The organism is Rhodococcus pseudokoreensis (assembly GCF_017068395.1).
Lineage (GTDB): Bacteria > Actinomycetota > Actinomycetes > Mycobacteriales > Mycobacteriaceae > Rhodococcus_F > Rhodococcus_F pseudokoreensis.
The window spans coordinates 85,405-110,000 of sequence record NZ_CP070615.1 but is presented as its reverse complement, the minus strand read 5'-3'; the positions used below and the strand labels follow the sequence as shown (position 1 = coordinate 110,000).

The 24,596-nt window shown below is 64.9% G+C and carries 29 protein-coding genes and 2 pseudogenes; 9 read left to right on the top strand and 22 right to left on the bottom strand.

From position 1 onward, the window contains the following. Positions 1-63 precede the first annotated feature (63 nt). The 5 genes from JWS13_RS02775 to JWS13_RS02755 all read right to left on the bottom strand — a co-directional run bounded on the left by JWS13_RS02775 (position 64) and on the right by JWS13_RS02755 (position 5,137). Positions 64-1,254: a hypothetical protein gene (locus tag JWS13_RS02775; RefSeq protein WP_206004393.1), complete on the bottom strand. Its 1,191-nt coding sequence runs from the start codon at positions 1,252-1,254 to the stop codon at positions 64-66. Beyond that, entirely contained in the window at positions 1,251-1,448 is a 198-nt protein-coding gene (locus tag JWS13_RS02770; RefSeq protein ID WP_005261712.1) for a hypothetical protein, read from the bottom strand. The genes JWS13_RS02775 and JWS13_RS02770 overlap by 4 nt, the downstream gene beginning before the upstream one ends. Further along, positions 1,445-2,698: a vWA domain-containing protein gene (locus JWS13_RS02765; protein ID WP_206004392.1), complete on the bottom strand. Its 1,254-nt coding sequence runs from the start codon at positions 2,696-2,698 to the stop codon at positions 1,445-1,447. The genes JWS13_RS02770 and JWS13_RS02765 overlap by 4 nt, the downstream gene beginning before the upstream one ends. Then, positions 2,695-3,795, bottom strand: coding sequence for an ATP-binding protein (locus tag JWS13_RS02760; protein WP_206004391.1), 1,101 nt, complete (start codon positions 3,793-3,795; stop codon positions 2,695-2,697). The genes JWS13_RS02765 and JWS13_RS02760 overlap by 4 nt, the downstream gene beginning before the upstream one ends. 547 nt (positions 3,796-4,342) lie before the next feature. Further along, positions 4,343-5,137 (bottom strand): hypothetical protein, encoded by a 795-nt coding sequence (locus tag JWS13_RS02755; RefSeq protein ID WP_241032036.1) that lies wholly within the window; start codon positions 5,135-5,137, stop codon positions 4,343-4,345. Positions 5,138-5,461: 324 nt separating this feature from the next. Here JWS13_RS02755 and JWS13_RS02750 point away from each other — a divergent pair, with 324 nt between their 5' ends. The 4 genes from JWS13_RS02750 (at position 5,462) to JWS13_RS02735 (ending at position 7,099) form a co-directional block, all read left to right on the top strand. Next, positions 5,462-5,809: a histone-like nucleoid-structuring protein Lsr2 gene (locus JWS13_RS02750; protein ID WP_043791394.1), complete on the top strand. Its 348-nt coding sequence runs from the start codon at positions 5,462-5,464 to the stop codon at positions 5,807-5,809. Positions 5,810-6,010: 201 nt separating this feature from the next. After that, complete coding sequence (locus JWS13_RS02745) at positions 6,011-6,277, top strand: hypothetical protein (protein WP_206004390.1); 267 nt, start codon at positions 6,011-6,013, stop codon at positions 6,275-6,277. Beyond that, positions 6,274-6,603 (top strand): hypothetical protein, encoded by a 330-nt coding sequence (locus tag JWS13_RS02740; protein WP_043791389.1) that lies wholly within the window; start codon positions 6,274-6,276, stop codon positions 6,601-6,603. Before JWS13_RS02745 ends, JWS13_RS02740 begins: the two co-directional genes overlap by 4 nt. Continuing rightward, complete coding sequence (locus JWS13_RS02735; RefSeq protein ID WP_206004389.1) at positions 6,593-7,099, top strand: N-formylglutamate amidohydrolase; 507 nt, start codon at positions 6,593-6,595, stop codon at positions 7,097-7,099. The genes JWS13_RS02740 and JWS13_RS02735 overlap by 11 nt, the downstream gene beginning before the upstream one ends. 676 nt (positions 7,100-7,775) lie before the next feature. Here JWS13_RS02735 and JWS13_RS02725 read toward each other — a convergent pair. Together JWS13_RS02725 and JWS13_RS02720 are read right to left on the bottom strand one after the other, a co-directional pair. Next, positions 7,776-8,036 carry a hypothetical protein gene (locus JWS13_RS02725; RefSeq protein ID WP_054248686.1) on the bottom strand — a complete coding sequence of 87 codons (261 nt, stop codon included), beginning with the start codon at positions 8,034-8,036 and terminating at the stop codon, positions 7,776-7,778. Between the two features lie 192 nt (positions 8,037-8,228). Further along, a complete protein-coding gene (locus tag JWS13_RS02720) occupies positions 8,229-8,498 on the bottom strand; it encodes a WhiB family transcriptional regulator (protein ID WP_206004388.1) in 270 nt (89 codons plus the stop codon). A gap of 602 nt (positions 8,499-9,100) precedes the next feature. On the opposite strand from JWS13_RS02720, the gene JWS13_RS02715 reads away from it, so the two are divergent. Further along, positions 9,101-9,598: a hypothetical protein gene (locus tag JWS13_RS02715; RefSeq protein ID WP_241032034.1), complete on the top strand. Its 498-nt coding sequence runs from the start codon at positions 9,101-9,103 to the stop codon at positions 9,596-9,598. A 28-nt stretch (positions 9,599-9,626) separates the two neighbouring features. Here JWS13_RS02715 and JWS13_RS02710 read toward each other — a convergent pair whose 3' ends face one another. From JWS13_RS02710 to JWS13_RS02695, 4 genes are read right to left on the bottom strand one after another with little or no spacing between them, the layout of a single operon-like run. Beyond that, entirely contained in the window at positions 9,627-10,352 is a 726-nt protein-coding gene (locus JWS13_RS02710) for a hypothetical protein (RefSeq protein WP_206004386.1), read from the bottom strand. After that, positions 10,349-11,218 (bottom strand): RAMP superfamily CRISPR-associated protein, encoded by an 870-nt coding sequence (locus JWS13_RS02705; RefSeq protein ID WP_206004385.1) that lies wholly within the window; start codon positions 11,216-11,218, stop codon positions 10,349-10,351. Before JWS13_RS02705 ends, JWS13_RS02710 begins: the two co-directional genes overlap by 4 nt. Further along, positions 11,215-11,631 (bottom strand): hypothetical protein, encoded by a 417-nt coding sequence (locus JWS13_RS02700; protein WP_054248682.1) that lies wholly within the window; start codon positions 11,629-11,631, stop codon positions 11,215-11,217. The genes JWS13_RS02705 and JWS13_RS02700 overlap by 4 nt, the downstream gene beginning before the upstream one ends. Then, positions 11,628-12,305: a hypothetical protein gene (locus tag JWS13_RS02695; protein WP_206004384.1), complete on the bottom strand. Its 678-nt coding sequence runs from the start codon at positions 12,303-12,305 to the stop codon at positions 11,628-11,630. Before JWS13_RS02695 ends, JWS13_RS02700 begins: the two co-directional genes overlap by 4 nt. A 130-nt stretch (positions 12,306-12,435) precedes the next feature. On the opposite strand from JWS13_RS02695, the gene JWS13_RS02690 reads away from it, so the two are divergent. After that, positions 12,436-13,290 (top strand): phosphoadenosine phosphosulfate reductase domain-containing protein, encoded by an 855-nt coding sequence (locus JWS13_RS02690; RefSeq protein WP_206004383.1) that lies wholly within the window; start codon positions 12,436-12,438, stop codon positions 13,288-13,290. A gap of 158 nt (positions 13,291-13,448) precedes the next feature. Then, positions 13,449-13,904, top strand: coding sequence for a YciI family protein (locus JWS13_RS02685; protein WP_241032033.1), 456 nt, complete (start codon positions 13,449-13,451; stop codon positions 13,902-13,904). A 211-nt stretch (positions 13,905-14,115) separates the two neighbouring features. Here the strand turns inward: JWS13_RS02685 and JWS13_RS02680 are convergent, their stop codons facing one another. Further along, positions 14,116-14,310, bottom strand: coding sequence for a hypothetical protein (locus JWS13_RS02680; protein ID WP_206004382.1), 195 nt, complete (start codon positions 14,308-14,310; stop codon positions 14,116-14,118). A 163-nt stretch (positions 14,311-14,473) separates the two neighbouring features. Between JWS13_RS02680 and JWS13_RS02675 the strand changes: the two genes are divergently transcribed. After that, on the top strand, positions 14,474-14,827 hold the full coding sequence (locus JWS13_RS02675) for a hypothetical protein (RefSeq protein WP_005562459.1): 354 nt from the start codon (positions 14,474-14,476) through the stop codon (positions 14,825-14,827). Positions 14,828-15,029: 202 nt separating this feature from the next. On the opposite strand, the gene JWS13_RS02670 is transcribed toward JWS13_RS02675, so the two are convergent. After that, positions 15,030-15,197, bottom strand: a complete 168-nt coding sequence (locus tag JWS13_RS02670; protein ID WP_206004381.1) for a hypothetical protein — start codon at positions 15,195-15,197, stop codon at positions 15,030-15,032. Between the two features lie 146 nt (positions 15,198-15,343). Then, positions 15,344-15,955 (bottom strand): dihydrofolate reductase family protein, encoded by a 612-nt coding sequence (locus JWS13_RS02665; protein ID WP_206004532.1) that lies wholly within the window; start codon positions 15,953-15,955, stop codon positions 15,344-15,346. 186 nt (positions 15,956-16,141) lie between these two features. On the opposite strand from JWS13_RS02665, the pseudogene JWS13_RS45335 reads away from it, so the two are divergent. Continuing rightward, positions 16,142-16,377: pseudogene (locus JWS13_RS45335) on the top strand (hypothetical protein); the annotation flags it as partial. 30 nt (positions 16,378-16,407) lie between these two features. On the opposite strand, the pseudogene JWS13_RS02660 reads toward JWS13_RS45335, so the two are convergent. The 8 genes and pseudogenes from JWS13_RS02660 to JWS13_RS02625 form a co-directional block, all read right to left on the bottom strand. Continuing rightward, a pseudogene (locus tag JWS13_RS02660) lies at positions 16,408-16,785 on the bottom strand (HNH endonuclease family protein); the annotation flags it as partial. Positions 16,786-16,963: 178 nt separating this feature from the next. Beyond that, a complete protein-coding gene (locus JWS13_RS02655) occupies positions 16,964-17,347 on the bottom strand; it encodes a hypothetical protein (protein ID WP_206004380.1) in 384 nt (127 codons plus the stop codon). After that, positions 17,337-19,562 (bottom strand): hypothetical protein, encoded by a 2,226-nt coding sequence (locus JWS13_RS02650; RefSeq protein WP_206004379.1) that lies wholly within the window; start codon positions 19,560-19,562, stop codon positions 17,337-17,339. The genes JWS13_RS02655 and JWS13_RS02650 overlap by 11 nt, the downstream gene beginning before the upstream one ends. Next, positions 19,559-21,214: a hypothetical protein gene (locus JWS13_RS02645; RefSeq protein WP_206004378.1), complete on the bottom strand. Its 1,656-nt coding sequence runs from the start codon at positions 21,212-21,214 to the stop codon at positions 19,559-19,561. The genes JWS13_RS02650 and JWS13_RS02645 overlap by 4 nt, the downstream gene beginning before the upstream one ends. A gap of 83 nt (positions 21,215-21,297) precedes the next feature. Beyond that, positions 21,298-22,821, bottom strand: a complete 1,524-nt coding sequence (locus JWS13_RS02640; protein WP_206004377.1) for a site-specific integrase — start codon at positions 22,819-22,821, stop codon at positions 21,298-21,300. Between the two features lie 92 nt (positions 22,822-22,913). Continuing rightward, a complete protein-coding gene (locus tag JWS13_RS02635; protein WP_420854984.1) occupies positions 22,914-23,318 on the bottom strand; it encodes a hypothetical protein in 405 nt (134 codons plus the stop codon). A gap of 18 nt (positions 23,319-23,336) precedes the next feature. Then, entirely contained in the window at positions 23,337-23,894 is a 558-nt protein-coding gene (locus JWS13_RS02630; RefSeq protein ID WP_206004376.1) for a 3'-5' exonuclease, read from the bottom strand. A gap of 167 nt (positions 23,895-24,061) precedes the next feature. Beyond that, the gene (locus tag JWS13_RS02625) at positions 24,062-24,478 is read right to left on the bottom strand and encodes a hypothetical protein (protein ID WP_206004375.1); all 417 of its coding nucleotides are present in this window, start codon (positions 24,476-24,478) and stop codon (positions 24,062-24,064) included. Positions 24,479-24,596: the final 118 nt, after the last annotated feature.

Here is a 24,596-nt window from a genome sequence, read left to right as displayed (position 1 = left end):
TGCGACCTTTCACTAAAGGTGTTGTGAAACAGTATGTTTGGGTGGGGGTGCAGGCTGCCGGGGCTAGTCCTCTGCGCCCGCGATCAGCACGTCGAGGGGAACCTCACGCCGCGCAGCGACCGGTGTTTGGCCGGTGGAGAGCCAGGAACGGCGGGCACGGTAGAGCCGCCAGTATCGGCCCCGACCCGCGCGCATCGTCTGCGGGGACGGCGGCTGCGGCATCAAACACACCCTTGCTCCCGGTGCGGGAGCGTGTGCGCCGACCGAGCCGAGACCGAGGACCAACTTTCCCTCTACGACCTGCGCCGAGGTGACCTCGACACAGAACCGCTCGAAGGGCCTGTCCGCTGGGGTGCCCATCCAGCCGGTGACCTCGGAGCCGACGCGCAACCGTGAATCGAGCCGCTCACAGGTCACCGACAGCGATGCGTTGCGCCGACGCGATCCTTTCGGCGGCGGGGTCACCGATGCCACCCCGACCGCCACATGCCCGGTATGGACTGCGCGTTGCCGCCAGAGCGGATCATCGAGCAGGGCAGCAGCTTTCAAGTCGGCGGCATCGCATCGGCTGCGCAGTCCCATGGCGGCGCTGGCGGTGTTGTCCGGGCGCGACCAGTCATGCCCGGCCGTCGCTGCCGATAGCGCGCGGTCCCACGAATAACGGTCATCCTCGTGAATCGGCTCCAGTAGTGGCAGCAGCGGTCCGCCACTGATCTTCGCGGCCCACTCATGCAAGCCGATGACGCTGTCATCGCAGATGCCGAACCACTGCCGCCACGTGGTCGCCGACCGTTCGGCCTCCGGGGTGGTGCCGAGGACGAACCGCGCCGACGACGCGGCCACCAGATTCACCACCGCCGACGTGCCGGGATGGTCTGCCCGATCCGCCCACCACGCCACCATGGCCGCAGCACCGGCCACCTGCGGGTCCGGGTGGTGTGCGTGCGCCCGCGCCAGCGTCACCAGGGCAGGCAGGGTGCCGATGTCGTCGGTGAGCAACGGTGCCGGGTCGCAGCGCCCCACGATGGTTCCACCGTGTGCGGCTAACAGTCCCAGGGCATCCACGTCGCGGGCGCGTTCCTCGCGGCCCTCGAACCCGGCCACTGCCACAGTGACGCTGCCACCACGTGCCACCGCACGCACCGCCAGCGCCGCCGTGGACGGCACGAACGTGGTGTGCGTGAGCCGAGCGACCGGCGACCGGGTTTCGGCGGCATAGAGCCGCTGGGCGAGGTCGAACCATTCCACGCTCATGCCGCTCCCCGTCCCTCGTCGCTCCCCACATGCACCGGATTCGCGGCACAGCGCCAACCGGCGCGCAGCGCCGCCGCCGCCGCATCGGTCGCCGTACCTGCCACTACCGCCGCGACCTGGTGGGCGGTGATCCCAGTACCGGCCAACACTCGGTCGGCGTAGCGGACCAGGTCCCCGCTTCCTGCCGCGCTCATGCGCGAACTCCCGCACCGACCGGCACGTACACCGTCGACGCCCACGACGGTGTACGCCCCGCAGCCGCGTCACTGCCGATCACCGCGCACACCAGATGCGACCGCGACGGGCGATCCGGCCACGGCGTATCCCCGTCCGTCAGGACGATCACCAAATGCGGCTGCAGACGCGCAGCATTGGCCGCCTCGATACCCACCCGCATGTCGGTGCCGCCGCCGCCGATCAGTTTCACGTCCGCGATGGACCGAACCGGCTGCGCCGTTGTGCTCGACGCATCACAGGCCAGAATCCGCACCCGATCACGTGCCACACCGCCAGCCCGCAGCACCCCGGCAACCTCACTCATCGCCGCATCCAGATCGTCTGCCGACATCGATCCCGACGTGTCGACCACAATCGAGACCGTGATCGACGGGCCGCGCATCGCCGGAGCGACTATGCACGGGATCCCGCGCCGCGAGGGTCGCGAATACGTGTAGTTCGTCCGCCCCGCCTGATCCGCCAAGACGCGCCGGATCACCGCACGCAACAACCGATCCCATGCCACCGTCGGCGGTGCCAGTACCTCACCGGCCCACCGTGCCAATCCTGCCGGGGCGCTCCCCCGCCCCTTTCCCGCAGACTCACGAACGGCCTGCGCGACATACCGCCGCACCAGGTCAGCCTCCGCGCCGTCGAGACCCTCGGTGACCTCACTCCCCGCCGCACCCAACTCGCCGGGCACAGCAGGGCACCCCGCACCGGACCCGCACCCCGGATCACCATCGCCGTCTGCGTTCGGAGATGAAGGGGCAGACGGATCTACCAAGTTCGTGTAGTAGTCCTCCGCAATGCCTCCCGACGCGCACCCGAACGACTCCGGGGTGATCACCCCTTCGGGCAGTCCGACACCGGCCGCGAGAAGGTCATCGTTGATTTCCGCATCGGCGGCGTAGTTCCACGCCAAGTGCGCGACCGGCTTCGGCAAGAACTCCGCGCGCGCGGCATGTGCCCGCAGCAAGTGCCCAACCTCGTGCAACAGGACCGCACCCGCCACCGGGACCGGCCACGCGTTCGCACCGACCAGCAGCGCCGGATCGAGATACAACCGCCACTGCGCATCCACCGCGAACGTGCCCAACCCCGGCGCAGCCACCGGCTGCGCCGCGAACAACGCCCGCATGAAGTACGGCATCTGTTCGGCAGAGACCAACCGGGCCAACCGAAACGCGCGCAACTCGTCCGGTTCGAGTACCCGCACCGCGCTCACGCCGCCTCACCGACCAGACCCGCAGCCACCAACATCGGGGAGAACCGTTTCGCCGCAGCCGGAACCACAGCCTTGGCGGGCCGCGCCTTCGCCAGCGTCCGCGCCGCAGCGCCCGCCACATCAGGTGCACCCGCTTCCGCAGCCGCAATCAGCGGCCCCCACGCGCTGCGCCACGCCTCGACAGTGCCCCGCCCCGCAGCCCACGCCGTCACACCCGACAGAACTGCCCACACCAGGTCCGGACGAGACTGCCAGTCGAACGCCGTTTCCGGATTCTCGATCACCGCCACCGGGTCGGGCAGATCGGCATTCCTGCGCCATTCCAGGAACTCGACACCGGTCCCCTCACCGATCAGCCCGAACACCGCCGCATTGATCGCCGCGTTGTCGTCGTCACGCAGATGCGGCAACACCGCCGCCAACATCGCCCACGTGCGTCGCGACGGCCACGCTCCCCCGGTCTGCGCCGCCGACGACGGGAACGCGTCCAACGCTTCCGGGTTGCGCTGGACATACCCGGTGATCGAACTACGCACCAGCGCCACGCGCTGTTCGTCCGTCGCCACCGCACGCGAGGCGGGCGGCGTGGCCCACCCTGTCGCCATACCGTCCAACCACTCGTCAACAGACGGAGTGAACTCCACATGGCAGAACCGATTCGCCAATGGCGCTTCCAGTTCGTACCCACCGGCAGCACAATCGGGAGGATTCGCACCCGCAATCACCCGCGTTCCCTTCGGCAATTGCAGATCACCGACCTTCAGGTCCAACGCGACCGCGAGCATCGCCGCCTGCACCGCAGGCGGACTCGTCGTCAACTCGTCCAGAAACAGATAGCCACCACCGTCGGCGTGAATGCGCTTCGCCCAGTCCGGAGCCTCCAACGTCACCCCGTGCTCACGCACCACCGGCAGGCCAGCGAAGTCGGCCGGTTCCCGCAACGACCCGAGGACCGTCTCGCACAGCACCCCGTCCGACGCCGCCAACCCCCGCACCAGACTCGACTTACCCATACCCGGACCCGAGATCAACAACGACGGAACACCGGCCCGCCCATTCGCATCCAACACCGTCACAGCAGTCGCCAAATCAGCCACAGAAAATCCTCCAGAGTCGAGCGAGTTGGTCAGTCTCGCTACCGAATTAGACTCCTCGAGCATACGGCCTGACCTGCACAAATAGGGGTACTGTGCTCGTCCCGCGTCCCCGGCGCACCCTGTGCCGGGGACGCGGGACGACACCCACCCGGCGCCGCCGAAAGATCGTCTGCGGGCCGGCGGATATCCCAGGGGAATCAGCGGTCGCCGGCGCGCGGCTCGCAATCACTCACCGCGTCGGCGGTCACCCATAACCACAGATCCAGCCCGGTTCGTCCATCCCCCGATCGAGCCGGAACACAAACACAAGCCAGCCACTGGCCATCGGTCAATTTCACCCAGGCGAACAATTCCGCGTGCATGGTTCCCTCGACCCGCAGACCACCGGCAAGCACTCGCAGTGGCAGTCGATCGGGGCGTTGGGCATGTTTGGCAAGCGGGAGAGCACGATTCATCTCGACAATCACCGGACGAGGCGGGACGCAGCGGCGCAATGTCGGGGTGGCCGGCCACTGCTCGCACCAAGCTTCGAAATCAGGGAGCCCGCTCACAGCGCTTCCCGCAACGGCTGCAGAGAGGCGGCCAGCTCCTCGGTGTACTCACTCCACCCCACCACCCCCTTGCTGATCCCCAGGTCCAATCGGGAGCTCCTAGGGCGGAATCCCCGGCCACTTACCTCCACATCGAGGCGAACACCCTTCACGCGGCCATGCCCCTCGCCCAGGCCGTCATAGCCACACACCCGCGAGTCGATCCGGACGTCGGCACCGTCCCACCGTCCTTCGGTCACCACCAGCACCGACCCCTTACTGCGTGCACGCGCGACTACAGCCCGGGCGCGACTGGGGGACACTGCCATCCCACCGAGCCCAAGGACCACCAGGTCCATCCCGTCGAGCAGGACCGCCGCGACGTCGACCGAATCGGCACCGGACTCCGGAATCAACGCACACTTCGTCAGGTCAGCACCCATTTCCACAGCGGAAAGCAGACCAAATTGCGGTAGCCCGATAACCGCGGCGTGACCGCCGGACCCGGTTACTTCCGCGACCAAGCTCACCAAAACCGAGCGGGCACCAGTCACCGAGACAACCGAGCCGCGCGGAAGGCCACCTCTGGGCAACAGCTTCGCGAAGGCCGGAGCCACAGGAAGCAGACGGAGGATCGATTCCGCGCTCGCCGCCGCCGGTTTCGACGCGGGAACCGCCAAAGACATCGGGGTGGCCGGCTCAACAGACCGACCCGGGATCGCCGCCATCTGACGGCGCAGCTCCTCCACACGATCGGCCTTCGGCAACGTCCGCAATGTGAAATCAGTACTGGTGGAGGAGTGTGCCGTCATAGAACCGATCTCCTACCGCGTTGCACCTACCCCGACCCGGGTAGTCGAACATGTGTTCGATTCTATCACCGACGAAATCCGTCTACATGACCTCCGCGAGAAATGGACCATCTGCGCAGGTCAACGCGTCTGAAGTCTGGAATGCTCGAACAGCAAGGACCCTGCCCCGAGGACTCGTCGAAGTGTGACCGTGTTCCGTCAGGGCGCTGCGTCAGACCGGTCACCCTCTCCGACCCATAGTCCTCACTGGACCTCGCAGGGAGTTTCCTGATACTCCCAGTACTGTCATCTGGTCCGTACCGGAGAACTCAAGGAGTGGAAACCGTGGCACGCAAGGTCGTAGTAGAGCTGGTCGACGACATTGACGGCACCGTCTTCGGTGAGAACGGCGAAAGCATCAGCTACGCAGTCGACGGCGTCGAGTACGTGATCGACCTGAAGAACGAGCACGCGAAGGAACTCCGCGAGACCTTCGAGTACTACATCGCCCACTCCACACGAGTCGGCGGCCGCAAACACCGCGCCGACCGGCAGGTCAACCCCGTTGTCGCGAAGCGGCCGCGGGGAGAAACGAAGAAGATCCGCGACTGGGCGATCGAGCAGGGGTACGAACTGTCCTCCCGCGGCCGCATCCCCGCCGAGATCGCACAGGCCTTCCACGACGCCCATTGACGGCCTTACACAGCATCGGCGCGATCAGCCGCAGAGGCCCGGTTGTGCGCCCATTTCCGCCGCTTCGACGACCTTTGCCGGTTCGCCCAACCGAGGGTATGACTCGATCAGACGTCGCCGATCTGCTCGGCCACTCGGCGGCATGACACCCTGTTCCACGAGACTTCAGCCCGCCGACGTCGGAAGGATCCGCGCCACACCATGACAATCTGGATTCTCTGGCTCGGCGCCGTGCTGGTCGTCGCTGGCTCAGTCGCCCAGATCACACATCGGGCCTCGGCTGCCCGGGCCCTCTGGCTGCTCGCTGTGTTCGCCTTCGCGGTGGCTGTCGTCGGGGCGGTGATCGCGTCCGAGTTCTCACCGCCCCTGCTGCTGACCGTCGTTGTCGCGATCGTGGCGACTGTCGCCCTGACCGTGGCCACCGGTGAACCGAAGAAATCCATGACGTCGAGAAGGGGTGCGGAATGATCACAGCGGTCTGCGCCATGGTCCTCGGTGCACTGCTCGGGGGATCGGACCTGGCTGATCGGTGGCGCACAGTCCAGTCGGAGCGGGCGCGTGTCGCCGAGATCGCCGCCAGTCTCGACCGCTTCCAGTGGTTGGTCCTCGAGGACCTCGCCGAGGCGCGTCACCGGTTCCTGCACCGGGATCGCAGGCAGGGGAACGAGGAGGTCCGGGTGTTCATCGCGGCCCGCGAGCGCGCCACGAAGGTCGGTGTCCCTGACGAGTTGGCGGTGTACCGCCTGGCCGACCAGATCATCCGAGAACGGGACAAACAAGCCCATGCCCGCTGATCCCGGCAGCGTCCACGCCGACTCCGACCGCGCGCTGCCACACCTGGCCACCGATGACTTCCCGGCAGATTCGCACACCATCACGGCGGTGGCCCGCACCGGAACGGACATCAGGCTGCAGATCCACACGTCCATCGCATCGTTCGTAGCCCCGGCCGCGGCGTGGTTCCCCGCGGCTACCGGGTTCACTGTCACCGTCATCGTGCACACCGTCGACGCGCACACGGGCGAGCCCCGGCATCTGCCGGCCACCGAGCCCGCTGAATGGGCTCGGACGATCTTCTCAACCGTCGACGCCGCGCAAGGGTACTTTCTCGGCGCCGTCGACCCAGCCACCGGTGTCCACCGGGACGGTCAGCTCGCCTATCGCCTCTACCTCGACAGCAACCGGCGGGCGATTCTCGTGCCCCCTCAAATAGTCACCTGCCCGCACTACCCGCTCCCCGCCCTCGACGGCAGAGCCGAGGGAACCATCGATATCGATACCACCACCTGACCAGCTGAGCGCCGCCCACACAGGCGGCGCCGGGTGGACACAATATTTCCAATATGGGCGACGGGCAGTCCGGATGCTGAGCCCGACTATCACGCACAGCCAGAGAAGGTTTCAGAATGCCGCGCTTCTACACCGTCGATCGAAGAGGAACCCTTCACGAGGGACTGTCGCTCGAGCTCACCCGGTACGACGACGTATACCGACAGCGCTGCAACAGCACCTTGACGTCCTATTTCCCAATGGCGTTGCTGCGCACGGTGAAATCAACTTCGTCAACGCGGCCGCTCAGTTTCAAGTCACGGACCATCTGATCGAGCTGATCTGGGAAAACGTCCGTCGTGCACACTTTCCGACCGCACCCTCTCGTTTCGAATCCGCATTCGCAGTGGACACACTCGACGAAGCCCGTGCCTTCCGAACTGCCTTCGATCCGACTGAAGCAGCCAAGATCTGGCTCGTGGAGACCGATAGCGACGGATTCCGGGCCAACATGGAGCTGCTCCGCGCCCCCGGCACCGCTCTGATGACGTCGTATCACTCCCATTGCTATTGGTCCCAGCAAAGCCCGGACCACGAAGTACCCGTGACATGGGAGGTCCTCCTGACTCCACCCATCCGCGTTATTGGCCCTGCGGAGTAGACGCCAATTTGGCGGCTCGACGGCGAGCGGAGCGGACTATTCGGCAAAGAGATGCGCGGTCAGTCGCGAGGCGAGTTCTTCCCGTGTGTCCTCGTCGCCGGGGTGCGAGTAGACAGGGTTGATCGGGCGACCGGTGTCGATCAGGTCCTCACGGGCAGTCTTGACGGCCTCCGCACACTCGCGGAGGGCTTCGACGAACTCAGCCACGAACGAGGCGTCCGTGGATGGCGACGCGTCCATGGCGGCGTCGGAGAGGGCTTCGAGGTAGCGGACGGTCTGTTCGAGGAGATCACGCATGGGATGACCGTAGCGTAAACGGAATAGGCCGTGTCACCGATGAATTGGGTTGTTCAGTGCCAGCGGCGCCTCTGGCTCCGCTGAATCATAGCGAACTGATTCCGAATTGGGCGTGTCATGGCGTGTCGTGTCGGTCGGGACTGAGGAGCCGGACGGATTGCGCTCTGTGTGCGAAGTACACGGCCGTGGCGGTCATCGGCGGCGCTTCGGGTGGTACTTGCGGCGCTCGGCCGTGGTCAGTCCACCCCAGATCCCGAACCGCTCATCGTGGGCGAGCGCCTCGGCTAGGCAGGCCTCGCGAACTTCGCAGCCCGCGCACACCCGTTTCGCGGGGCGCCCGTTTTCGCCTGTCTCGGGGAAGAACGCTTCCGGATCGGTGACTCGGCACAGCGCGAAGTCGCGCCACCCCGGCGCGGCGGCCGTTGCTGCCGTTAGCAGCCGTGTATCGGTCTCGATTGTCATCTCACTCCTCGCTCTCTCGCAACTGGTGCCTGGTGCCTGGTGGAGCGAACGGTAGCGCCGGACCTGGACAGCTCCACACGAACTCGCACCGGGACCCACAAGGTTCCAGCGACGAATCCGAGACCAGTCCGATTGGGTCATCTGTCATATCCGTGGTGCCCTCTCCGACGAAATGCGGGTTGTTGTCACTGGGAGGAAGATCCGCGGCATACGTGGTGTGTGACATCGCGTAATTGAACGTGCTCGACAAACCCAACACTCATCAACAGGGTGGAGACGCCTGGACTGGCCTAGATCTCCGCCGGTTCACAGTCCATGTCAACCCATTCCGCGACGCCCACGACAGGACACCGGTCCCACACCGCTACGCTCAGGGGGCGTCGTCCGCGCCACAACCAGGACGCGCACATGGAGGCTGACCACCATCCTGTTCGCAGGGCGTCCGGTCAGCCAGGGGAGAAAAGGGGAAATGAACGATGGTCATCCGCCGAACCGCAATTGCGGCCGTGACTGCCTGCACCGCACTAGGACTGACCCTGTCCGGATGTGGCAGCGGCGACGAACAGGCCGCTCCCACTAGTCAGACCGCTACCTCCGCTGCAATGACCACCACCGGATCTACGACCACTACCGCGGCAACCAACCAGACTACGATCTCGTCGGATGGCTCGGACACCATCGGCGGAACCGCCCAGACCATTACCGCCGCCGACGTCACCGCCCGCATCGAGGTGAAAGAACCCCAGCTGATCGAAAAGACCTCCATGGGGGAGCCGCGGATACTGCTATTCCCGATTGTGCTCGACGTCGACTCCGGAACCCTGAACGCGACATCGACCAACTGGAAGGTCCGCACACTCAGCGGACAGACCATCACCGGCAGTGATTCCTGGGGCAACATTCCCACCGCGATCGGGAACAACGCCCTCGACGGCCACGCCGAAGGCCTCGTCCTGTTCCCCGGAATCGGAGACAAGCTGACCGACGACGTGTCGATCACCGAGGTCGCGCTCTATCCTCCGAACGAGTCGAAAACCCCACTCGCTCGCTGGATGCTGCCCGAACCAGTCGCTGTGCCCGACCTCGCGCGCTCCGAATAGGCGGCGAACCGCCGCACCACGCGGCGGCTCACCGAGGTAGGTGGAGTTGCCTCATTCGGGTCGGGTGTATGTACGGCGGCCGCAGGCCGGCCAACCCGAAGCCGGCCGATTCCGGTTCGAGTCGATCGGCCACGCAGGCCGGTGGTGTGGTGCGCCCGAGAGTGCCGTCGCTATGCAGGTGCGCCGCCGCCCACCGGTCGGCGGCGGGGCAGTGTTCGAACTCCCACCGCAGGACCCGGCCCTCACCATGGGCCCGCTTCTTGCCGATGACATCCAGGCCACCCAGGATCGTGGCGACGGCGTCGACATCTCCGACTCCGCGCCAGGTGACCGTGCGAGTGCTGGTAATCATCAGGGGCATGTAGCGGGCCCGGTAGCGGCCCTGCCGATCCGAGATCACCGCCGGCAGCGTGTGACTGAGTTGCTCGAGCCCGCGGTGATCGGCCCGCGACGCCCAGTGCCGCACCACCGGATCACCGGCCGGGTCCTCGGGGAACGAGCACGTCGCACACCAATGCCAGTCCTCGCCTGCGAGCTCGCACCGAGCCAGTGGCAGCTCGAGGTCGGGCGGGGCGCACTCGGGTGTCAGCGCCGGCACATACTCGCCTCGGTCGAGTGCCGCGGCCTTGTGATCGGCCCACAGCTCGGCGGCGAGGATCCCGTCGAGACTGATTCCCCACGGCGTCGCGTGCGCCAGTCCCGACGACAGGTGCGCCCGCACCAGGAACGGTGCCATCTCCTCCGTGCCCGTCATGTCAGCCAGCACAATGCTTCAATGACCTCATCGCGCAGTGGTGCGAGCTCGACGCGCCAGTCCACTGACTGCGGGTCCGGGCCGGCCAACACCATCCGATCCGTTTCGGCGCGGACCCGCCCGTGACCTATCGCGCTGCGCCCTCCGAGGAATCCGTCACGCGCGAATCTGCCCCACACATCGGTGAAGAACGAGATTTCGAGCGGGGTGGCCCGGTCCAGCCGCAAGAAGGTTTCGAAACGGGTTCCCGCAGGGAGTGTTTCGACCTCGAATCGCATCAGCATCGACGAGCCGGCATCTTTGCCGGCGGCGCCACCCGCGGAGGATTCGGGGAACGTCCGGGTGTCGGTGTCGTCGAATCGGCTGTAGCTCTCCAGGGAGACCAACTCGAACTGACTCATCAACCGGCCGTCATACGCCCGGGTCATGATTGTCTCGGTCTCACGCACCCGTGGGATGACCTTGCCCACCTTCAGGCAGCCATCGATCGGTGGCTGACCTCCGCCGTTGCCGCCGAACACCCCGATCGGGGGAACCAGCTCCCGCAGTCGCTGCCGCCGGCGACCGGTCAGACCGTCGCCGGTGACCTTCGTCAAAGAGCCACCGTTGCGCAGGGCGTGCGCCGCCGAGAGTGGGATCTGCTGTTCGTAGCCGATGACATCGCGGAACAGCTCCTCGGCGATCCTGCGCAACCCGCCGCGTAGAGAGTTCCCGGACACGATGGGCACCAGCACCGGCTTTCCGTCCGGCTGGATCACCGGCTCGCGCCGGAACAGTGTCGTCGTCGTTCCGGAGTCCTCCCCCTTCTGGGAGATCGAGGACAGCGCGGTCAGCTCGACATCCCAGCGCACCGTCGACCTCATCATTTCTTCCTTCCCGAAGTGCGAGCGGCGGCCACGGCTTCGGCGACGATCCGCGTGCGCAGCACGTACGACGTGGGACGCTCACGCAGCAACGTCAGCACCGGCTCGGACTCCTCACGCAGCAACGTCGCCAGTTCCAGCCGTTGGTCGGTGTTCGTCGGTTCCGATTCGAGGGACCGTGAGACCACCGACCACCACCGGTCGAGATCGCCGCCACCGATATAGGTGGCGACCCGAACACGGTTCGGCAGGTGTTGGGTCCAGTACGTTTCCCGCCGCCGGCCGACCCATCCCGAATCCCAGTCGATCCCGTAGTGCAGCAACAGCAGCAGGCGTTCTGCCGTCGACGCCGGACCCTCGAGCGGCGGCAGCCCCGCCGGTGCGGCCGCGAGCCATCGATCGGTCGGGCTGGTCATTTCGTTCCCTTCTCACTCGCCGACACGGTGGCTCGCAGTGCGAGCTCCCACCACTGCCCGATCTGGCGGTACGGGGCGAGTCGATCCCAGTCCGCGAAAACCGCCGGCCACCGCCTGGAGACGATCGTGGCGAGCACCGGATACGGGGCCGCAGGTTCGGCGAGCATCCGGGCACCGAACCCCCGCGCCCGCAGTCGGCGCATCGCTGTCACCGCCGCGACGTCACGCGTAGTCCAGGGCAGGCACGTGTCCTCGACCGCAATCCCGCCCCACCGTGCGTGCGGCAGGATGTGCTTTCGGCCGGGCCGCAAGGGCACCACCACGGCGGTATCCGGCTCGAGCGGCCGCGACAAGATCCGTTCGAGATCCGCCGCGGTCACTGCCCTCATTGCTGGTCGTGTGGTGACCACATGCATGCTTCTGCGCAGATCCGGGTGCCGGTAGGCCCAGGCGCAGGACGTGCACAGCCCACCCTCCGCGGGCGCTTTCCACGAATCGAAACCCGTGAACGTTCGGGAGACCACCTTGGCCACTGCCTCCACCGGAACCGGGGACGCTGCGCATCTCGCACACCGGCCCACCCTCGCCACCTCGACTACCTCGCGCGTCTTCCTCGACGCGAATGCCGCGGCGACCACGTCCTGCCGGCCGGCCACCTCGCACAGTTTCCCCACACCACACTCCTCACATGCCCAGGCGCGACTTCAAACCGCCCCTACGACTGGAGGAAGATCCGCACACCGGACACTGTGTGACAGAAACTGCGAGATCTCGATACCGACCGGACACCGTGAAGGAGGACGTGTGGCGGGCAAGCCCGAACCCGACGGCCTGGACCTGAACACTCTCCGGGCACTGCGCCGTCCCCGCCGCGACCTCGCAACCCTCACCGGCCGCATCGCCGGGCACCTCGAAGACCACGACGGATACCTCGCCTTCTCCGGCGGCAAGGACTCACTCGTCGCACTCCACCTCACCCTGCAGATCGAACCGAACATCCCCGTCGTGTTCTTCGACTCCGGCCTCGAGTACCCCGAGACCTACACCTACATCACCGCACTCGCCGACACCTGGAACCTCAACCTCGAACCCCACCGAGCCGACCCACCACTGCTGACAGTCCTCGCACAATCCGGCGAATGGGACCACCAACAGCCCACCCGGGCCACGAGCCAGAAACTGCGCGACATCCTCATCGGTGCACCCTCCCGCGCGGCACACGCAGCACACGGGCCAGGAGAAATCTGGGGCGTACGAGCCGACGAATCCCCGAAAGGGACCGGACGCTGGTCGCTGTACTACAACGCACTCAGCAGCCACGTCACACGCGACTGCGACGGCTGCTGCACCAACACCACAGAGCAACGCCGACACCACGGCGGCCTCATCGACCGAGCCGACGGAACACATGTCTTCGGGCCCATATGGGACTGGAGCATCGATGAGATCTGGGCATACATCGCCCACCACCAACTACCGGTGAACCCCGTCTACGACAAACTCCGCCAACTCGGCACCCCCGAACAACACCTGCGGGTCTCCCACATGCTCGACGGCGCCTTCCTCGAACACGGACGCATCACCCGGCTACGCCGCGGATGGCCGAACCTTTTCGAGGAACTCGCCCAAGTCCTCCCCCGAATCCGCGAGTTCGTCTGACGCCTCCGCTTTACATGCGGTGAGACTTCGATCGCTGCAGCGGCGACCGGGACGGGAAGCGTCGAGACAAGATCCGACAGAGAAGATGGCCAGGAAAATGTCGCTGTGGGATGTCGAGAACCCACGCGCGACTTCGTCCCCCGAGTGAAACAGCCACAATGGGCCGTACCGCACCAGAGGAGAACATGATGGCCAAGTACCTGCTGCTCAAGCACTACCGCGGCGCGCCGGCATCGGTCAACGACGTACCGATGGACCAGTGGACGCCGGAGGAGATCTCGGCCCACGTGCAGTACATGAACGACTTCGCCGCCCGGCTCGAGGGCACCGGCGAATTCGTCGACAGCCAGGCACTCTCCCCGGAGGGCACGTTCGTCCGCTACGACGGCGAGGGGCGACCGTCGGTCACCGACGGCCCGTTCGCGGAGACCAAGGACCTGATCGCCGGCTGGATGGTGATCGACGTCGAGACCTACGAGCGGGCACTCGAGCTGGCCGGCGAACTGTCCGCGGCCCCGGGTGCGGACGGGAAACCGATCCACGAGTGGCTCGAGGTGCGACCGTTCCTGGCCGCCTCTCCAACCGCTACGGAGTGCGGTTTTCACCACGGGTGATGACATCGGATCGCAGTGCCGGGGGCCGGCCGAGGGGCGGTAGAGAGCCTCTGCCTGCCGCGGAATCGAGGACAGAGCGGGCGCCCGGGATAGTGATCCCGGGCGCGCCCTGGTTGCCGACCTGGCCGACCCCCGAAATCCGCAGCGCTGCCCCAACCCCACCGTGCAGATCCGCCGCCGAGCCGTCCAGGACCGCGAGCAGAGAACGCGGCTACGACTCAGCGGGCACGGGCCGCGACAGTTTGCAGTGGAACGGGAAGCGGCCCGGCGCCCCCTCGTCGACGGACTCGATCAGCGCGTCCTCACCCTCGACGCTCACAATGACGAACACCGATGCGCCTTCGGCGTGCACCTTGACACGGTCACCCACCCGCAAACCCTCGCGGGTTCCCGAATTCTCGGTCATAAGACATGACTAACCCGTACGGGTTCGGTGTGCAAGCCGCCGATATTTGCCGAGTTCGATTCGATCTTGCTCCGACTGCCGCATCGGGCGCGCCAAGCGCTTGCCGATCGGCTACATGCAGGGTCGCTATCACCTCTCCTGTTGGATCGCTACTGTGCCAGGTGTGAGGGAACCGGTGCTGGATCGGCACGTCGACGTTGCACAGCTGTGGCAACTGGCCAGTGAGGCGGCCCGGAAGGGCGAGAAGTGGGGGCAGCGCAAGAAGTCGGTGAGCGACGCCATGGTGACCTACTACGCCCAGCTGCGACGTGACAGACGCGGCGCGAAACGGTGGGTCGCCGAGGTCGTTGATCTCCTAGGATATTTCGATCTGTCAGCGGACTGGCGCGCAGTTGAGAAAGGCCTGCAAATACTCGACCAAGCTGACGGTGACGTCACCGGTGCCGGTGCTGAGCTACAGCGGCTGGAGGTCGTGCCGGCTTCCTCGACGAAGAACTCCCTCTTCAAGAGCTCCTAGTAGGGCGGAGTCAGGCGAACCGCTCGCGTTCGCGATCCCTCGTCGAGGACGTCACGCATTATTGGAAGACCGACCAGATCGCCGCGACGGCGAGCGTGACGATGAGGGAGCCGGGGCTATAGCCTCGTTCGGCCTGGGTGCACCGGTCTATCTCCCCTGGATAGGTGTGCGCGACTTCGGGTTGTAATTGCGGCGGCTGCGCTCATGAACCCTTCAGGAACCTCAGATAGAACGCCGCGAACACCAGGACGATGCCGACGTTCACCAGCAGCCGCTCCCAGAAGTGGTGCCTGAAGAACAGTATGTCCACGCCAACCACGACGGCCACCAGCGCGAGCACGTAGAGCACGACGGCTGCCTGCCTTCCCATCTTCCCGTTCTACTCCGCGCGGTCGCAGCGAGAGGGAGAGCCGGTGCTCGATCGGAGGTGCCCCAGAAATGGTCGTTAGCGGGAGCTGGCCTCATGAGACACCGCAAGGGGATCCTCGATTGAGACGCAGGAAGGGCAGTTGCTGCTCAGCCGGCGCTGCCTCTGCGATAACGGATATGGGTGGTTAGCGGTGAGTGGAGCACCTCGACGGGCTCCAAGCCGAACGTCTCGACGCCATCGAACATGCGCTCGCCGCTGCCGAGTAGGACGGGTGCGATGTCGAGGGTGAGTTCATCGATCACGCCGGCGTTGAGTGCCTGTCGGACTGTCGAAGCGCCGCCGGCGATGTCCACGCCGTTGCCGTCGGCCGTTTCGAGCGCCTGCGCGTAGGCGGCGTCGAACCCCGCGGTGACGAAGTGGAAGGTGGTCCCGCCCTCCATCTCGATCGGTTCGCGTGCGTGGTGAGTGAGCACGAAGACCGGTGCGTGGTAGGGCGGCTCGGATCCCCACCATCCGTCCCACGCCTCGTTCCACTCACCGCGGATCGGCCCGAACATGTTGCGACCCATGACGTAGGCGCCGCGAGGGCGCATGAGCCATCCGTTGGCTGTCTTGTCGGCTTCGGTCGCGCGCGGGTCGCCGATATGCCAGCCGTGCAGCTCGCCGCCGCGCTTGCCCAGCGGATTGTCCCGGCTCTGCTCGGGTCCGGCGACGAAGCCGTCGAGCGAGATCGACATGTGGCAGGTGGTGTCGGGCATCAGCATCTCCCAGGAAGCAGTTGCGGGTTGCAGGTGGTAGGCGTCACCGTAACAAGTGGTGGGGGTCGCAAGTGCTATACACGGGACGGTGAGGCCGAAGGCTGGACAGCCGCGCTCGGGGTGCGCGATAACGCGGCCGTCGAGGTGATCGGCGACCGCTGGTCGCTTCTCTTTCAGCGCGATCGGATGAATCGCCGCAGGATCGACGGCAGGCGTGCTGTGCCCGCTGCACCGCAAGAGGAAAGGCGGATCCACACCTCCATCGCACCGTTCGAGGTCGCAGCCGAGGAGCGGTTCCCCGCGGCAGCCGGATTCGCCGTCACGATCGTCGTGCACCCCTTCGGCGCGGCGACGGGCCCGCCACGCTATCTGCCCCCGCGGAGCCCGCCGAGCGGGCGCGCACGATCTTCTCGACCGTCGACGGCCGCACCCCTGTAGCGAGATCACCCCTAGCCGCATGCAGAAAGGACACGAGCAATCGCCTCCTTCTCGGCTTGGGTGACCCAGAGTTGATATGCAGCCTTGACCTCGACCTGCTTTGCAACGTAAACACACCGGAAGCTCTTGTTGGCAGGCAGCCAGGTCGCGGCGTCGCCGTCGCTTTTTTGCTGGTTCGCCTGGCCGTCCGCGGCGAGGAGATTCCGGGGATCGTTGGCCAGGTTGCGGCGGGTGGTGTCGTCGAGCTGTTGGGCGCCTTTCTGCCAGGCGTCGGAGAGCGCGACGACGTGATCGATCTGCACCGAGCTCGAGGTGTCCTTGCCGCGGGTGAACGCGATGGTCTTGCCGGTATATGGGTCGTGCACTATGAAGCCGCATCCCCGTGTGTCAGGGTCCACGATGTCACCTCAGTGTCACTTTAACGAAGGACGGGCACGACTACGCCGAGGCGGATCTACCTCAGATCGATGGGGGTCGGAACCCGCGAATGTGTCAGGATTGTGATCGTGCCGTGCGGTCTCACAGGGGCTGGAACTTACTTGACGGATTCCGGGTCGTTCGAGCGTGCCCTCACCTAGCCGTCCGAATCTGGGCTGGCTGCATGGCCAGTCTTTCACGGAGTGCGCCTATGTGCTTGTTCTGCGCTTCGATGACAAGCGTCAATTCGGCGATCGTGTCGAGTAGTTCCTCGACCGCGCCGAGGGGGTCGATCTTGATTGGATCATCTGGCGTGTCGTCGGTGTTCGGCTCGGGGTTTGAAGGCTTCGCAGCTGCCTCCGCAATTCGCAGGGCGCGCGTGACCTCCGGGTAGTCGTTGACGATCCGGTAGAAGGTCTTGGCGGAGACACCGGCCGCAGCAATGATCCGGGCCTTCCGAGGCTTCGTTCCCTCGCACTCTCGGTAGACGAGTTCGATCGCGTTGAGAACTCGCTCGACGTTCTCCTCAAGCGCCATCAGCGTTGTCCTCTGTTCGTAGTTGGGCGTCGATCTGCCCGATGGCGCGCTCGAGAATCGCTGACTGGGTGGACGAGATGCCCGGAGTAGCCAACCACTGTCTCGTCTGTTCGCGGCGTGCTCGATAGACCGCTGAGTGTTCTGGTTCGAGGAGCACATTCGCGCACGTTTGCGGATGGCACATCCCGAGATTGGGCTCGGTGTTGTTGGTGCACTCCATCTGCTGGGTATAGCGAAGGCAGTGGCAGATCGTGCCTGGATGCAGAAGCACAGCTGTGGATCGAATGGCTGCGGCAAGCTCGGGAATCTGGACGACCTGGGTGGTGAACTGGTCGACCTGCGATTCTTCGCTGTGGGGGTCGTACTCGTCGAGCGGAAGATCGTCGAGGAGGTCGCGCACGGTGCGGGTCAACTCTCGCCCGGCATGACCAGCCAGTTCAGCTTCACCGGTCCAGACCCCCAGATGGAGGTCGAAGGCTTTGGCGCTTCGCTTGTCGGCCTCGGAGTCGAGGACCGTGTTGAGTATGTCGTTCCAGTTCCGTGTTCCCGAATTCGCCTGATACGAGTGGCTCATCGCGACTTTCGCGTGCTTTGCCTGCTGCTGGAAAGCTACGTCACCGAGTGCCACGAAGTTGCTGATGGATGCGAGCGTGAAGCGGAACCTGTGGGGACTGATTGTGGGCAGTTGGTCGTTCTTCTGCTGGTCCTTGTGCCCAGTCTTGCCCCACCCGGCGCGAACGGGGTTGAAGCCATGCAGCGAGGGATCGGTGTTCAACCGGCGCACGAATAGTTGGACACCGTCCCAGACAGCGCCGTCGATTTCCTTGCGTTTGCCCGGTTCGATGCCTTTCCTCACCCCTCGGTGGTCGAACAGGTAGTCACCTCGGGCGAGTTGCTCGAGGATCTCGCAGGCACGAATGACGGGCGGTGTGGCCCACCATTTCATCGGCTCACCCCACGCGTTTTTGACAAGCGGCGCGGTAATCGCGTCGGCGCCCATCCATGTTGTTCGCCAGCCGGAACGGGGAATCAGCTCCATCTCGGATACACGCATCGCCGTGAAGGCCATGATCACGATCTTGCAGGCGAAGCTCAGCGTCTGCGCCTCGATGTCGATTGAGTCCCAGCAAAACGGGTCTCGCCAAGGCCCGGATGTTCCGTCCGGGCGGTCGATGACCGCCACCGGCAGTGGTAGACCGCCGGGAACCAGTGGCGTGCCAGCGCGGAGTCTGGCGTCGATCAACGGTCGCGTGAAGTCCTGGCTGGCCCCACGGGACTTGGGATTGAGCCCGGCGGCAGCATGCAAGGTGCGTCGGCAGTATCCCCCGATGCCCCCGCCGCGCCCTGTGCTCGATGCGACTGTTGCCGTTGGGATTCCGCCGATTCGTTCGAGCGTGTCGTGCAGAATGAGGGCTCGTTGCGAGTTGACCTCGGGATGCTGCATCCGAACGGGGTGATCCAGCGCGAGTGCGCCGAGAGCCATGGTTGTGGGCGTGTAGGCGTCCTTCCAGCCGGCAGCTCTGAGGATGTCATCTGAGCATTTGTCGATATAGGTGAGGGCATTGCCGACGACTTGTTGAAAGACCTGCGGCTCCAGCGCTTTGGAGGTCCGGTCCCGGTTGATTGCGGTATCCCCGGACCATCGGGCTGTTCCCATCTCCAGTGTCGGATCATGGCTGAGCCCACCCAATGTGAGGACGTCCCGCATCTGATGCAGCACGCTGACGATGTTCCCGTAGTGGGCGTTTGGGACGTTGCCGCGGATGTAGTCGCGCAACATTTCAGTCTCGTTCGAGCCCCATCGTGACGGCAGCCCGATCCCGAGTGTCGCCGACATCTCGGCTACCCGACCGAGCATCATGCGCCAGGTGAAGATGGTTACAGCCTTGAACATGCGTTGCTGTGACCGCGGGGACCGGATGGTGAAGCGGTGCCGCGCCTTGTCGATGTTGGCTCGCCAGTAGATCACTTCACGGGCGATGAGACCCCATTCCGGGGTTAGATCTGTGAAGTCAATCCGCCACGTGGATCGAGTCTGGACGGGGTCGCGCCCAGTGAGGTTCCAGACGGCGTCGCCGAACCTCGGCTGTGGGTCTCGGCTGAACCACAGCCCGGTGAACACGGGTTCGTAGTCGGAGATGGATTCGCTCTTGAGCCATCCGCCAGGTGCGGCGATGAGCGGTCTGGTGGCGTCCTGACGCATAGGTGTCGTCATGCTGGTGACGCCTCAAGGCCCAGGTCGAGTACTCCCGGCGGGGCGATCGCCGTGGCCTCCCAGTTCGAGTCCATCTGCGGCATCACGTGGTTGATCCAGCGAACGGTGCGCCCCCAATGCAGAGCCCACTCGGGTGGAGACATCGCCGCAGCCGCGCTCTCTGCCAGCAGCAGGAATGCTTTCATGAATGGGATGTCATCCGGCGAAACAACACTGGCCGGGCAGAAATAGCAACCTCGGTTAGCGGACTTGCAGAGTCGTCCGCTGGATTCTCCGGGCAACGGTGAGTCGTAAGGGTCCCGACAGCTGCTCATACCTACGCGCCGTTCGCCACGTGTTACCGCCGCGACTTCATCGTCGTCGAGCTCGAGACCGCTGACGACAGCGCCGTCATTGTTGATTGCCGTCGGCCGGAGTCCACGAGCAACCTCCTCGGCCATCCCGGGGATGTCTTGCCAGGCTTCCGCGATATCACGCATGGCGACTTCGGAGTTGAGGTAGTGAGCAGACAGTGTCTCGATCGTGTTGTCGTCCACCAACTCCGACAGGAGCATACCTTTGCCTGTGGCAGTGAACCGCGCCCATTTGGCGGCCGGACGTATCGCCCGGTAGTGCAACGGATCCGGCGATTCTCCACGAGTGAACTTCGTCGGAATCGAGAAGTCCAGGCCCGGTTTACGCGGATGCTGGCACCATGCCAGAAACGTCATCTTATTCTTGCCCTCATCGAATACAGCGCTGACCTTTACTGCTCTCCTGCTCGCCGTTCGCGCGACGACCAGCCCAGACACTGCTCCCACGCCACGTGGGTCGATCACGTCGGTACATATCCAGGGATGGGCACGCCACTCGGTCGGCGCGACCGATCGTGTAGCTGATGTGGCAGCGCGCAGGCGTCGCAGCAGTGAACCTGCGCGCCATTGTTTGTCAGCGAGGAACGTTTGGACGCCTTGGCGGCCCCCTCTGTTCTTGAACCATCGGACATCCACTCGTGGATGGCCGTCGTGCCAATCGAGAACGGCGACAGGCTGACTGCTGTCGAAGGACAGCATCCGGATCACATCAGGAGACTGCCCCCACTCCATGCAGAGAAGCACGTAGAACGCAATAGTCTCGTGTCGACGGATGAACGCACCCAGGGGCGGCGGGGACTCACCGTCCCACGCTGCCTGTTCAATCCGGCGTTCGCACTGGGCGACATCGTGCATCGCCGCACGCAGAACATCCCGCAGCAAGGCTTGCGGAAGCGCCTCCGTGGGTACCACGCGCCGCTCGGCGACACGCGGATTGGACTGCACAAAGATGGCGACTTCCGCAGCCAACCGCCCATTGGTCGACATGCCGGGAAGGGACCGCAGGACATCCCAGATGAACCGAGCTTGGCCGCGCTTCGTGCACTGACCTTCAAGCTCCTCCAGCGCGGCGATTGTCACGTGATCCCAGCAAGTGATACTGCGGTGGCGAACGATCGCCGCCATCTTGTTGAAAGCAGTAAGCCCGAGCGACGCCGAACTCCAGCTTCCCTGATGGTGTTTCGCCTTCCATGCGTTCGCCACTTCTCGTCCCAGCGGTTCCGCTGGCCCCCACGTTGCGGGGTCGATCGTGAGCGCGATCAGATTCGGTCGCGACGTTCGCCTCACCATCGCGGTCACCGGCCCTATCTCCTGCCGGGATGGTTCCGGCTCCCGAACCCTGGTCGGGCTGCGGCGGCGGAGTTTGCCCGGCTGGCGTGCCGTCACGACGCGTCCGCGATGAACGACTCGATCCACGAATCGCCGGCCATGTATTGGACCTCCTCTTCACGACTGATGTAGTTGATATAGAGCAGTGTTGTGTCCAGGCTCCTGTGACCGAGTATCTCCTTGATTCTCAGCAAGGGGTTGATGTGGCGGCGCCGCAGCCGCATGGTGTCACTGTTCTGCATCGCGCGCGCAAAATCGGCGTCATCACACGCGATTCGCTTCAGCTCGGTAGAGAGCCACTCTGTGGCGAAAGAATGCCGAAGCATGTGCGGGGTGATACGCCGAGGCTCAGGACGACCTGCCACAGAAGACGCAATCGCTACGCGCTCGTTGGCCTCGCGAAACGTCATCGACCACGCCTCGGGCGCCAGCATGGGAGACCTCACACCCGGGAATACAGCAAGGGGTACCAGCCAATCGTCCGGTGTCGATTCCAACGAGCCGCCCATTCCACGTTCGCTACCGATCGTGCGCGCGACCTCTGCTGTACACACCAATCGGCGCCGCTGGCTCTTGCTGAGATTCAGCAGGTTGCGGGCACCATTGCGTCCATCGATCGTCAGCATTGTATTCAGACCGAACCTGTTGGAAAGCTTTGTGACCACGAGCAATTGGCCACGATGGCGCAATCGATGCAGATTTGGTTGTGCCTGTTCGACGAGCGCGAACCACTCGGTGTCGTGGTACATCGTGAGTCGCTGAGTCCATACCGCTCGTTCTTCGAGTTCGCGACCCGACCCCCATTTACAGATATTCGGCGGGAGGTAGCCGATGTTGACTGGTTTGCCGGCCCGTCGCTCGGGCAGGTCGAGCAGAGTCAGATGACAGGCTTCTGCTCGTCGTGCGCCGTGGAGCAGCAGGAAGTCTGCGAACAGGGCGTCACGAAGGGGCGTCCGCACGCTACCTGTTGCGGAGCCCGGTCGTCCCTGTAGCGTCATCGCCTGGAGCCCTACCGAGCGGAATCGCCTGTAGTCGTCCGATTCCACGACACTGGGCCATCGAACTGATGTGTCCCTCAGTCGTAAGGAGCGCCAATCCCGTTCTGGTACCGAATGCATCGCTCCAATCGACTCGGCAGTTTCTGCAAACCACTTCAGCGCGGACAGGTCACGGTTCCACGTTCTGTGCGATACCCCGTCGATATCGAACCGGACATCGTCACGGTATTCCAGCAGAGTGTCGTAACTCATCGCGAGGGGGTCCGCTCCTTGCGACGCGCAGGAATCGAGCCACATGCGGAGAATGCCAGGGTACTGGTCCCGGGTACTGTCCGCCTTGTCCATCAATCTGCGTAACCACACGTTGCCGGGATGGAACGGCATTCCGCGCGCGCCGAGCAGTACTCGATCCAACCTCGCGGCCACGGCCCGGCCGGTGAATTCATCAACCGGAGTCGAAGCGAGCGCCGCTTCTACCCGGTCCCGAAGCGGCTCAGGAATCATCTCCAGGTTGCGGACCCGCCCACGCTTCACCTTCCGCACGAGGGGAGAAACAACATACTCGCGATCAGATGACACAACCTCGACGGTATCTATAACCGCGACAGACAACGGCGCGACACGCGCAGTGCATCTTCAGGACACAAACGAGCCTGACACAGTTCTGCGGACTACATAACGTTGAGGGTGCCGGTGAGGATCACGCAGTTCTTGGTGCCGTCCTTGTAGGTTCGGTCGATGAGGTCGCGGCCAAGGATGTCGTTGCGGGTGTCGCACCCGTTGTGTCCGCCTGCGACGGTGACGTCGTCGGACCATGCCTGGCCGAATTCGTCTCGCGTGTAGCCGGTTTTGGGTGCGCGGCCTTTGACCGGCAGTGTTTCTAGGGTGGCGAGGGTCTGCGCGACGTCAGGGTTTGGGCTGGCAACCATGTCGGTGGTCGGGACTACTGGTGGGGTGCTTGGGCGGGTCTGCGCCTCGATAGCGGAGACGGTGCCGCAGCCGGTGAGAACTGCGGCCGCGGCGGCGGCGGCGAATAGCACTTTCGTCCGGCGGGTGGTCGTCTGGCTGAATGGCATGGAGGCTCCCTTGGTGGGCTAACGCGGAGAGTGGGATGTGGGGGTTGTCGGCACGGACGGGCCCTCGGCGATGCTGAGCAGGACGGTGCGGGCGGCCGCGGCGTCGCTGCGGGCGCGGTGTCCGCCATCGAGCCGAATGCTCTTCTCGGTGCCCTCTGCCTGCGATCGCATCCGCATGATGCATCCCCACATCTCTGGGTCGGCGAGGTGAGCGGGGTCGAGACTGTGCCGAGCACAGTCATGGAGAACGCGGCCCTGATCGAACTGACTGTTGTAGGAGAGGGTCACTCGGCCAGCGGTGACCGCAAGCAGCTGCTTGTGGACCGTAGACCAGCCGGGTGCGCCGATCAGATCGGCCGGGGCAATTCCATGCACGGCATAGGCGTCCGGGTGGATCGGAACGTCGCCGGGATCGACCAGGGTTTCGAGCAGTGGATTGCCGGTGGCGGCGTCCAAAACGCAGATCTCGATGATCGACCCGTCGAGGTCGGTCGACTCAATGTCCAGCACTGCTGCCCGGCTGGGGACGAGCATGCCCCGTGCCCACTGCTGCGGAGACGTCTGTGTACTGGTCATGCCACCTCCTTCTCGTGATCATCGTGACGGCACCCTCTGACGTGTGGTTGTGACTTCGGCACATATGCCGGCCCGGAGAAGTTCCTGGTAGCGCTCGGGCGCCGTCTTCCGACAAGGATCGGGAGGACGGCGCCCGAGAGGCTGGGGCCACGCCACCGGACTGCTTCCTAGCTGTAGGAATGCTCAGGTTCGCGCTCACTGGAGACCTGCCCGTCGGTGCTCGGCGGCTGATCTCCTTCCTGCGGTGCAGCAGTATCTGCGACGTCGGTCGTCTCAGTCGCGTCCTTGCTGGCGCCACCGCGCGCGGCCTTACTGGAGGCGTTCTTCCGCTTCTTCGGGGCGGTGTATCCCATGGCTGCGAGCTCTTTGGCCGTCCATCCGCCTTCGATCGCGTTCTCGTGGGCCATCCTGATTGCGTCTACAGCTGCCTCGCGTGCGGAATCGAGCGCGGCGAGCTCTTCCACTGCTTCACCGATGGCTCCGACAAGTGCGACTCGTGTTTCGATTGCCTTCTGCGCCAGTGCTTCCGCATTCTTTCGTGCGGTCTCGATTGCCTTCTTGTGGGCTGCTGGCGTAATCGTCATGTGTCACTGTCTCCTTCGTCTCTGCGGTCGTGCCGCACGTAGCGACACGACTTGTGACTGGTCTGGGTCTATAGTGGCGATCGTATTGTTCCGCTTCGGGATCAAGCTGTAGGTTCTC

Excerpts from the sequence above, each read along its gene's own strand:
- JWS13_RS02735 (WP_206004389.1), top strand. The coding sequence starts at position 6,593 with ATGCCCGCTGATCCCGGCAGCGTCCACGCCGACTCCGACCGCGCGCTG.
- JWS13_RS02685 (WP_241032033.1), top strand. The coding sequence starts at position 13,449 with ATGGGCCGTACCGCACCAGAGGAGAACATGATGGCCAAGTACCTGCTG.
- JWS13_RS02655 (WP_206004380.1), bottom strand. The coding sequence starts at position 17,347 with ATGGCGCTTGAGGAGAACGTCGAGCGAGTTCTCAACGCGATCGAACTC.
- JWS13_RS02715 (WP_241032034.1), top strand. The coding sequence starts at position 9,101 with ATGACCACCACCGGATCTACGACCACTACCGCGGCAACCAACCAGACT.
- JWS13_RS02725 (WP_054248686.1), bottom strand. The coding sequence starts at position 8,036 with ATGCGTGATCTCCTCGAACAGACCGTCCGCTACCTCGAAGCCCTCTCC.
- JWS13_RS02625 (WP_206004375.1), bottom strand. The coding sequence starts at position 24,478 with ATGACGATTACGCCAGCAGCCCACAAGAAGGCAATCGAGACCGCACGA.
- JWS13_RS02710 (WP_206004386.1), bottom strand. The coding sequence starts at position 10,352 with ATGACGGGCACGGAGGAGATGGCACCGTTCCTGGTGCGGGCGCACCTG.
- JWS13_RS02745 (WP_206004390.1), top strand. The coding sequence starts at position 6,011 with ATGACAATCTGGATTCTCTGGCTCGGCGCCGTGCTGGTCGTCGCTGGC.
- JWS13_RS02630 (WP_206004376.1), bottom strand. The coding sequence starts at position 23,894 with ATGACCAGTACACAGACGTCTCCGCAGCAGTGGGCACGGGGCATGCTC.
- JWS13_RS02770 (WP_005261712.1), bottom strand. The coding sequence starts at position 1,448 with ATGAGCGCGGCAGGAAGCGGGGACCTGGTCCGCTACGCCGACCGAGTG.
- JWS13_RS02650 (WP_206004379.1), bottom strand. The coding sequence starts at position 19,562 with ATGACGACACCTATGCGTCAGGACGCCACCAGACCGCTCATCGCCGCA.
- JWS13_RS02740 (WP_043791389.1), top strand. The coding sequence starts at position 6,274 with ATGATCACAGCGGTCTGCGCCATGGTCCTCGGTGCACTGCTCGGGGGA.
- JWS13_RS02680 (WP_206004382.1), bottom strand. The coding sequence starts at position 14,310 with ATGACCGAGAATTCGGGAACCCGCGAGGGTTTGCGGGTGGGTGACCGT.
- JWS13_RS02665 (WP_206004532.1), bottom strand. The coding sequence starts at position 15,955 with ATGCCCGACACCACCTGCCACATGTCGATCTCGCTCGACGGCTTCGTC.
- JWS13_RS02720 (WP_206004388.1), bottom strand. The coding sequence starts at position 8,498 with ATGACAATCGAGACCGATACACGGCTGCTAACGGCAGCAACGGCCGCC.
- JWS13_RS02705 (WP_206004385.1), bottom strand. The coding sequence starts at position 11,218 with ATGATGAGGTCGACGGTGCGCTGGGATGTCGAGCTGACCGCGCTGTCC.
- JWS13_RS02700 (WP_054248682.1), bottom strand. The coding sequence starts at position 11,631 with ATGACCAGCCCGACCGATCGATGGCTCGCGGCCGCACCGGCGGGGCTG.
- JWS13_RS02635 (WP_420854984.1), bottom strand. The coding sequence starts at position 23,318 with ATGCCATTCAGCCAGACGACCACCCGCCGGACGAAAGTGCTATTCGCC.
- JWS13_RS02755 (WP_241032036.1), bottom strand. The coding sequence starts at position 5,137 with ATGACGGCACACTCCTCCACCAGTACTGATTTCACATTGCGGACGTTG.
- JWS13_RS02775 (WP_206004393.1), bottom strand. The coding sequence starts at position 1,254 with ATGAGCGTGGAATGGTTCGACCTCGCCCAGCGGCTCTATGCCGCCGAA.
- JWS13_RS02670 (WP_206004381.1), bottom strand. The coding sequence starts at position 15,197 with ATGGGAAGGCAGGCAGCCGTCGTGCTCTACGTGCTCGCGCTGGTGGCC.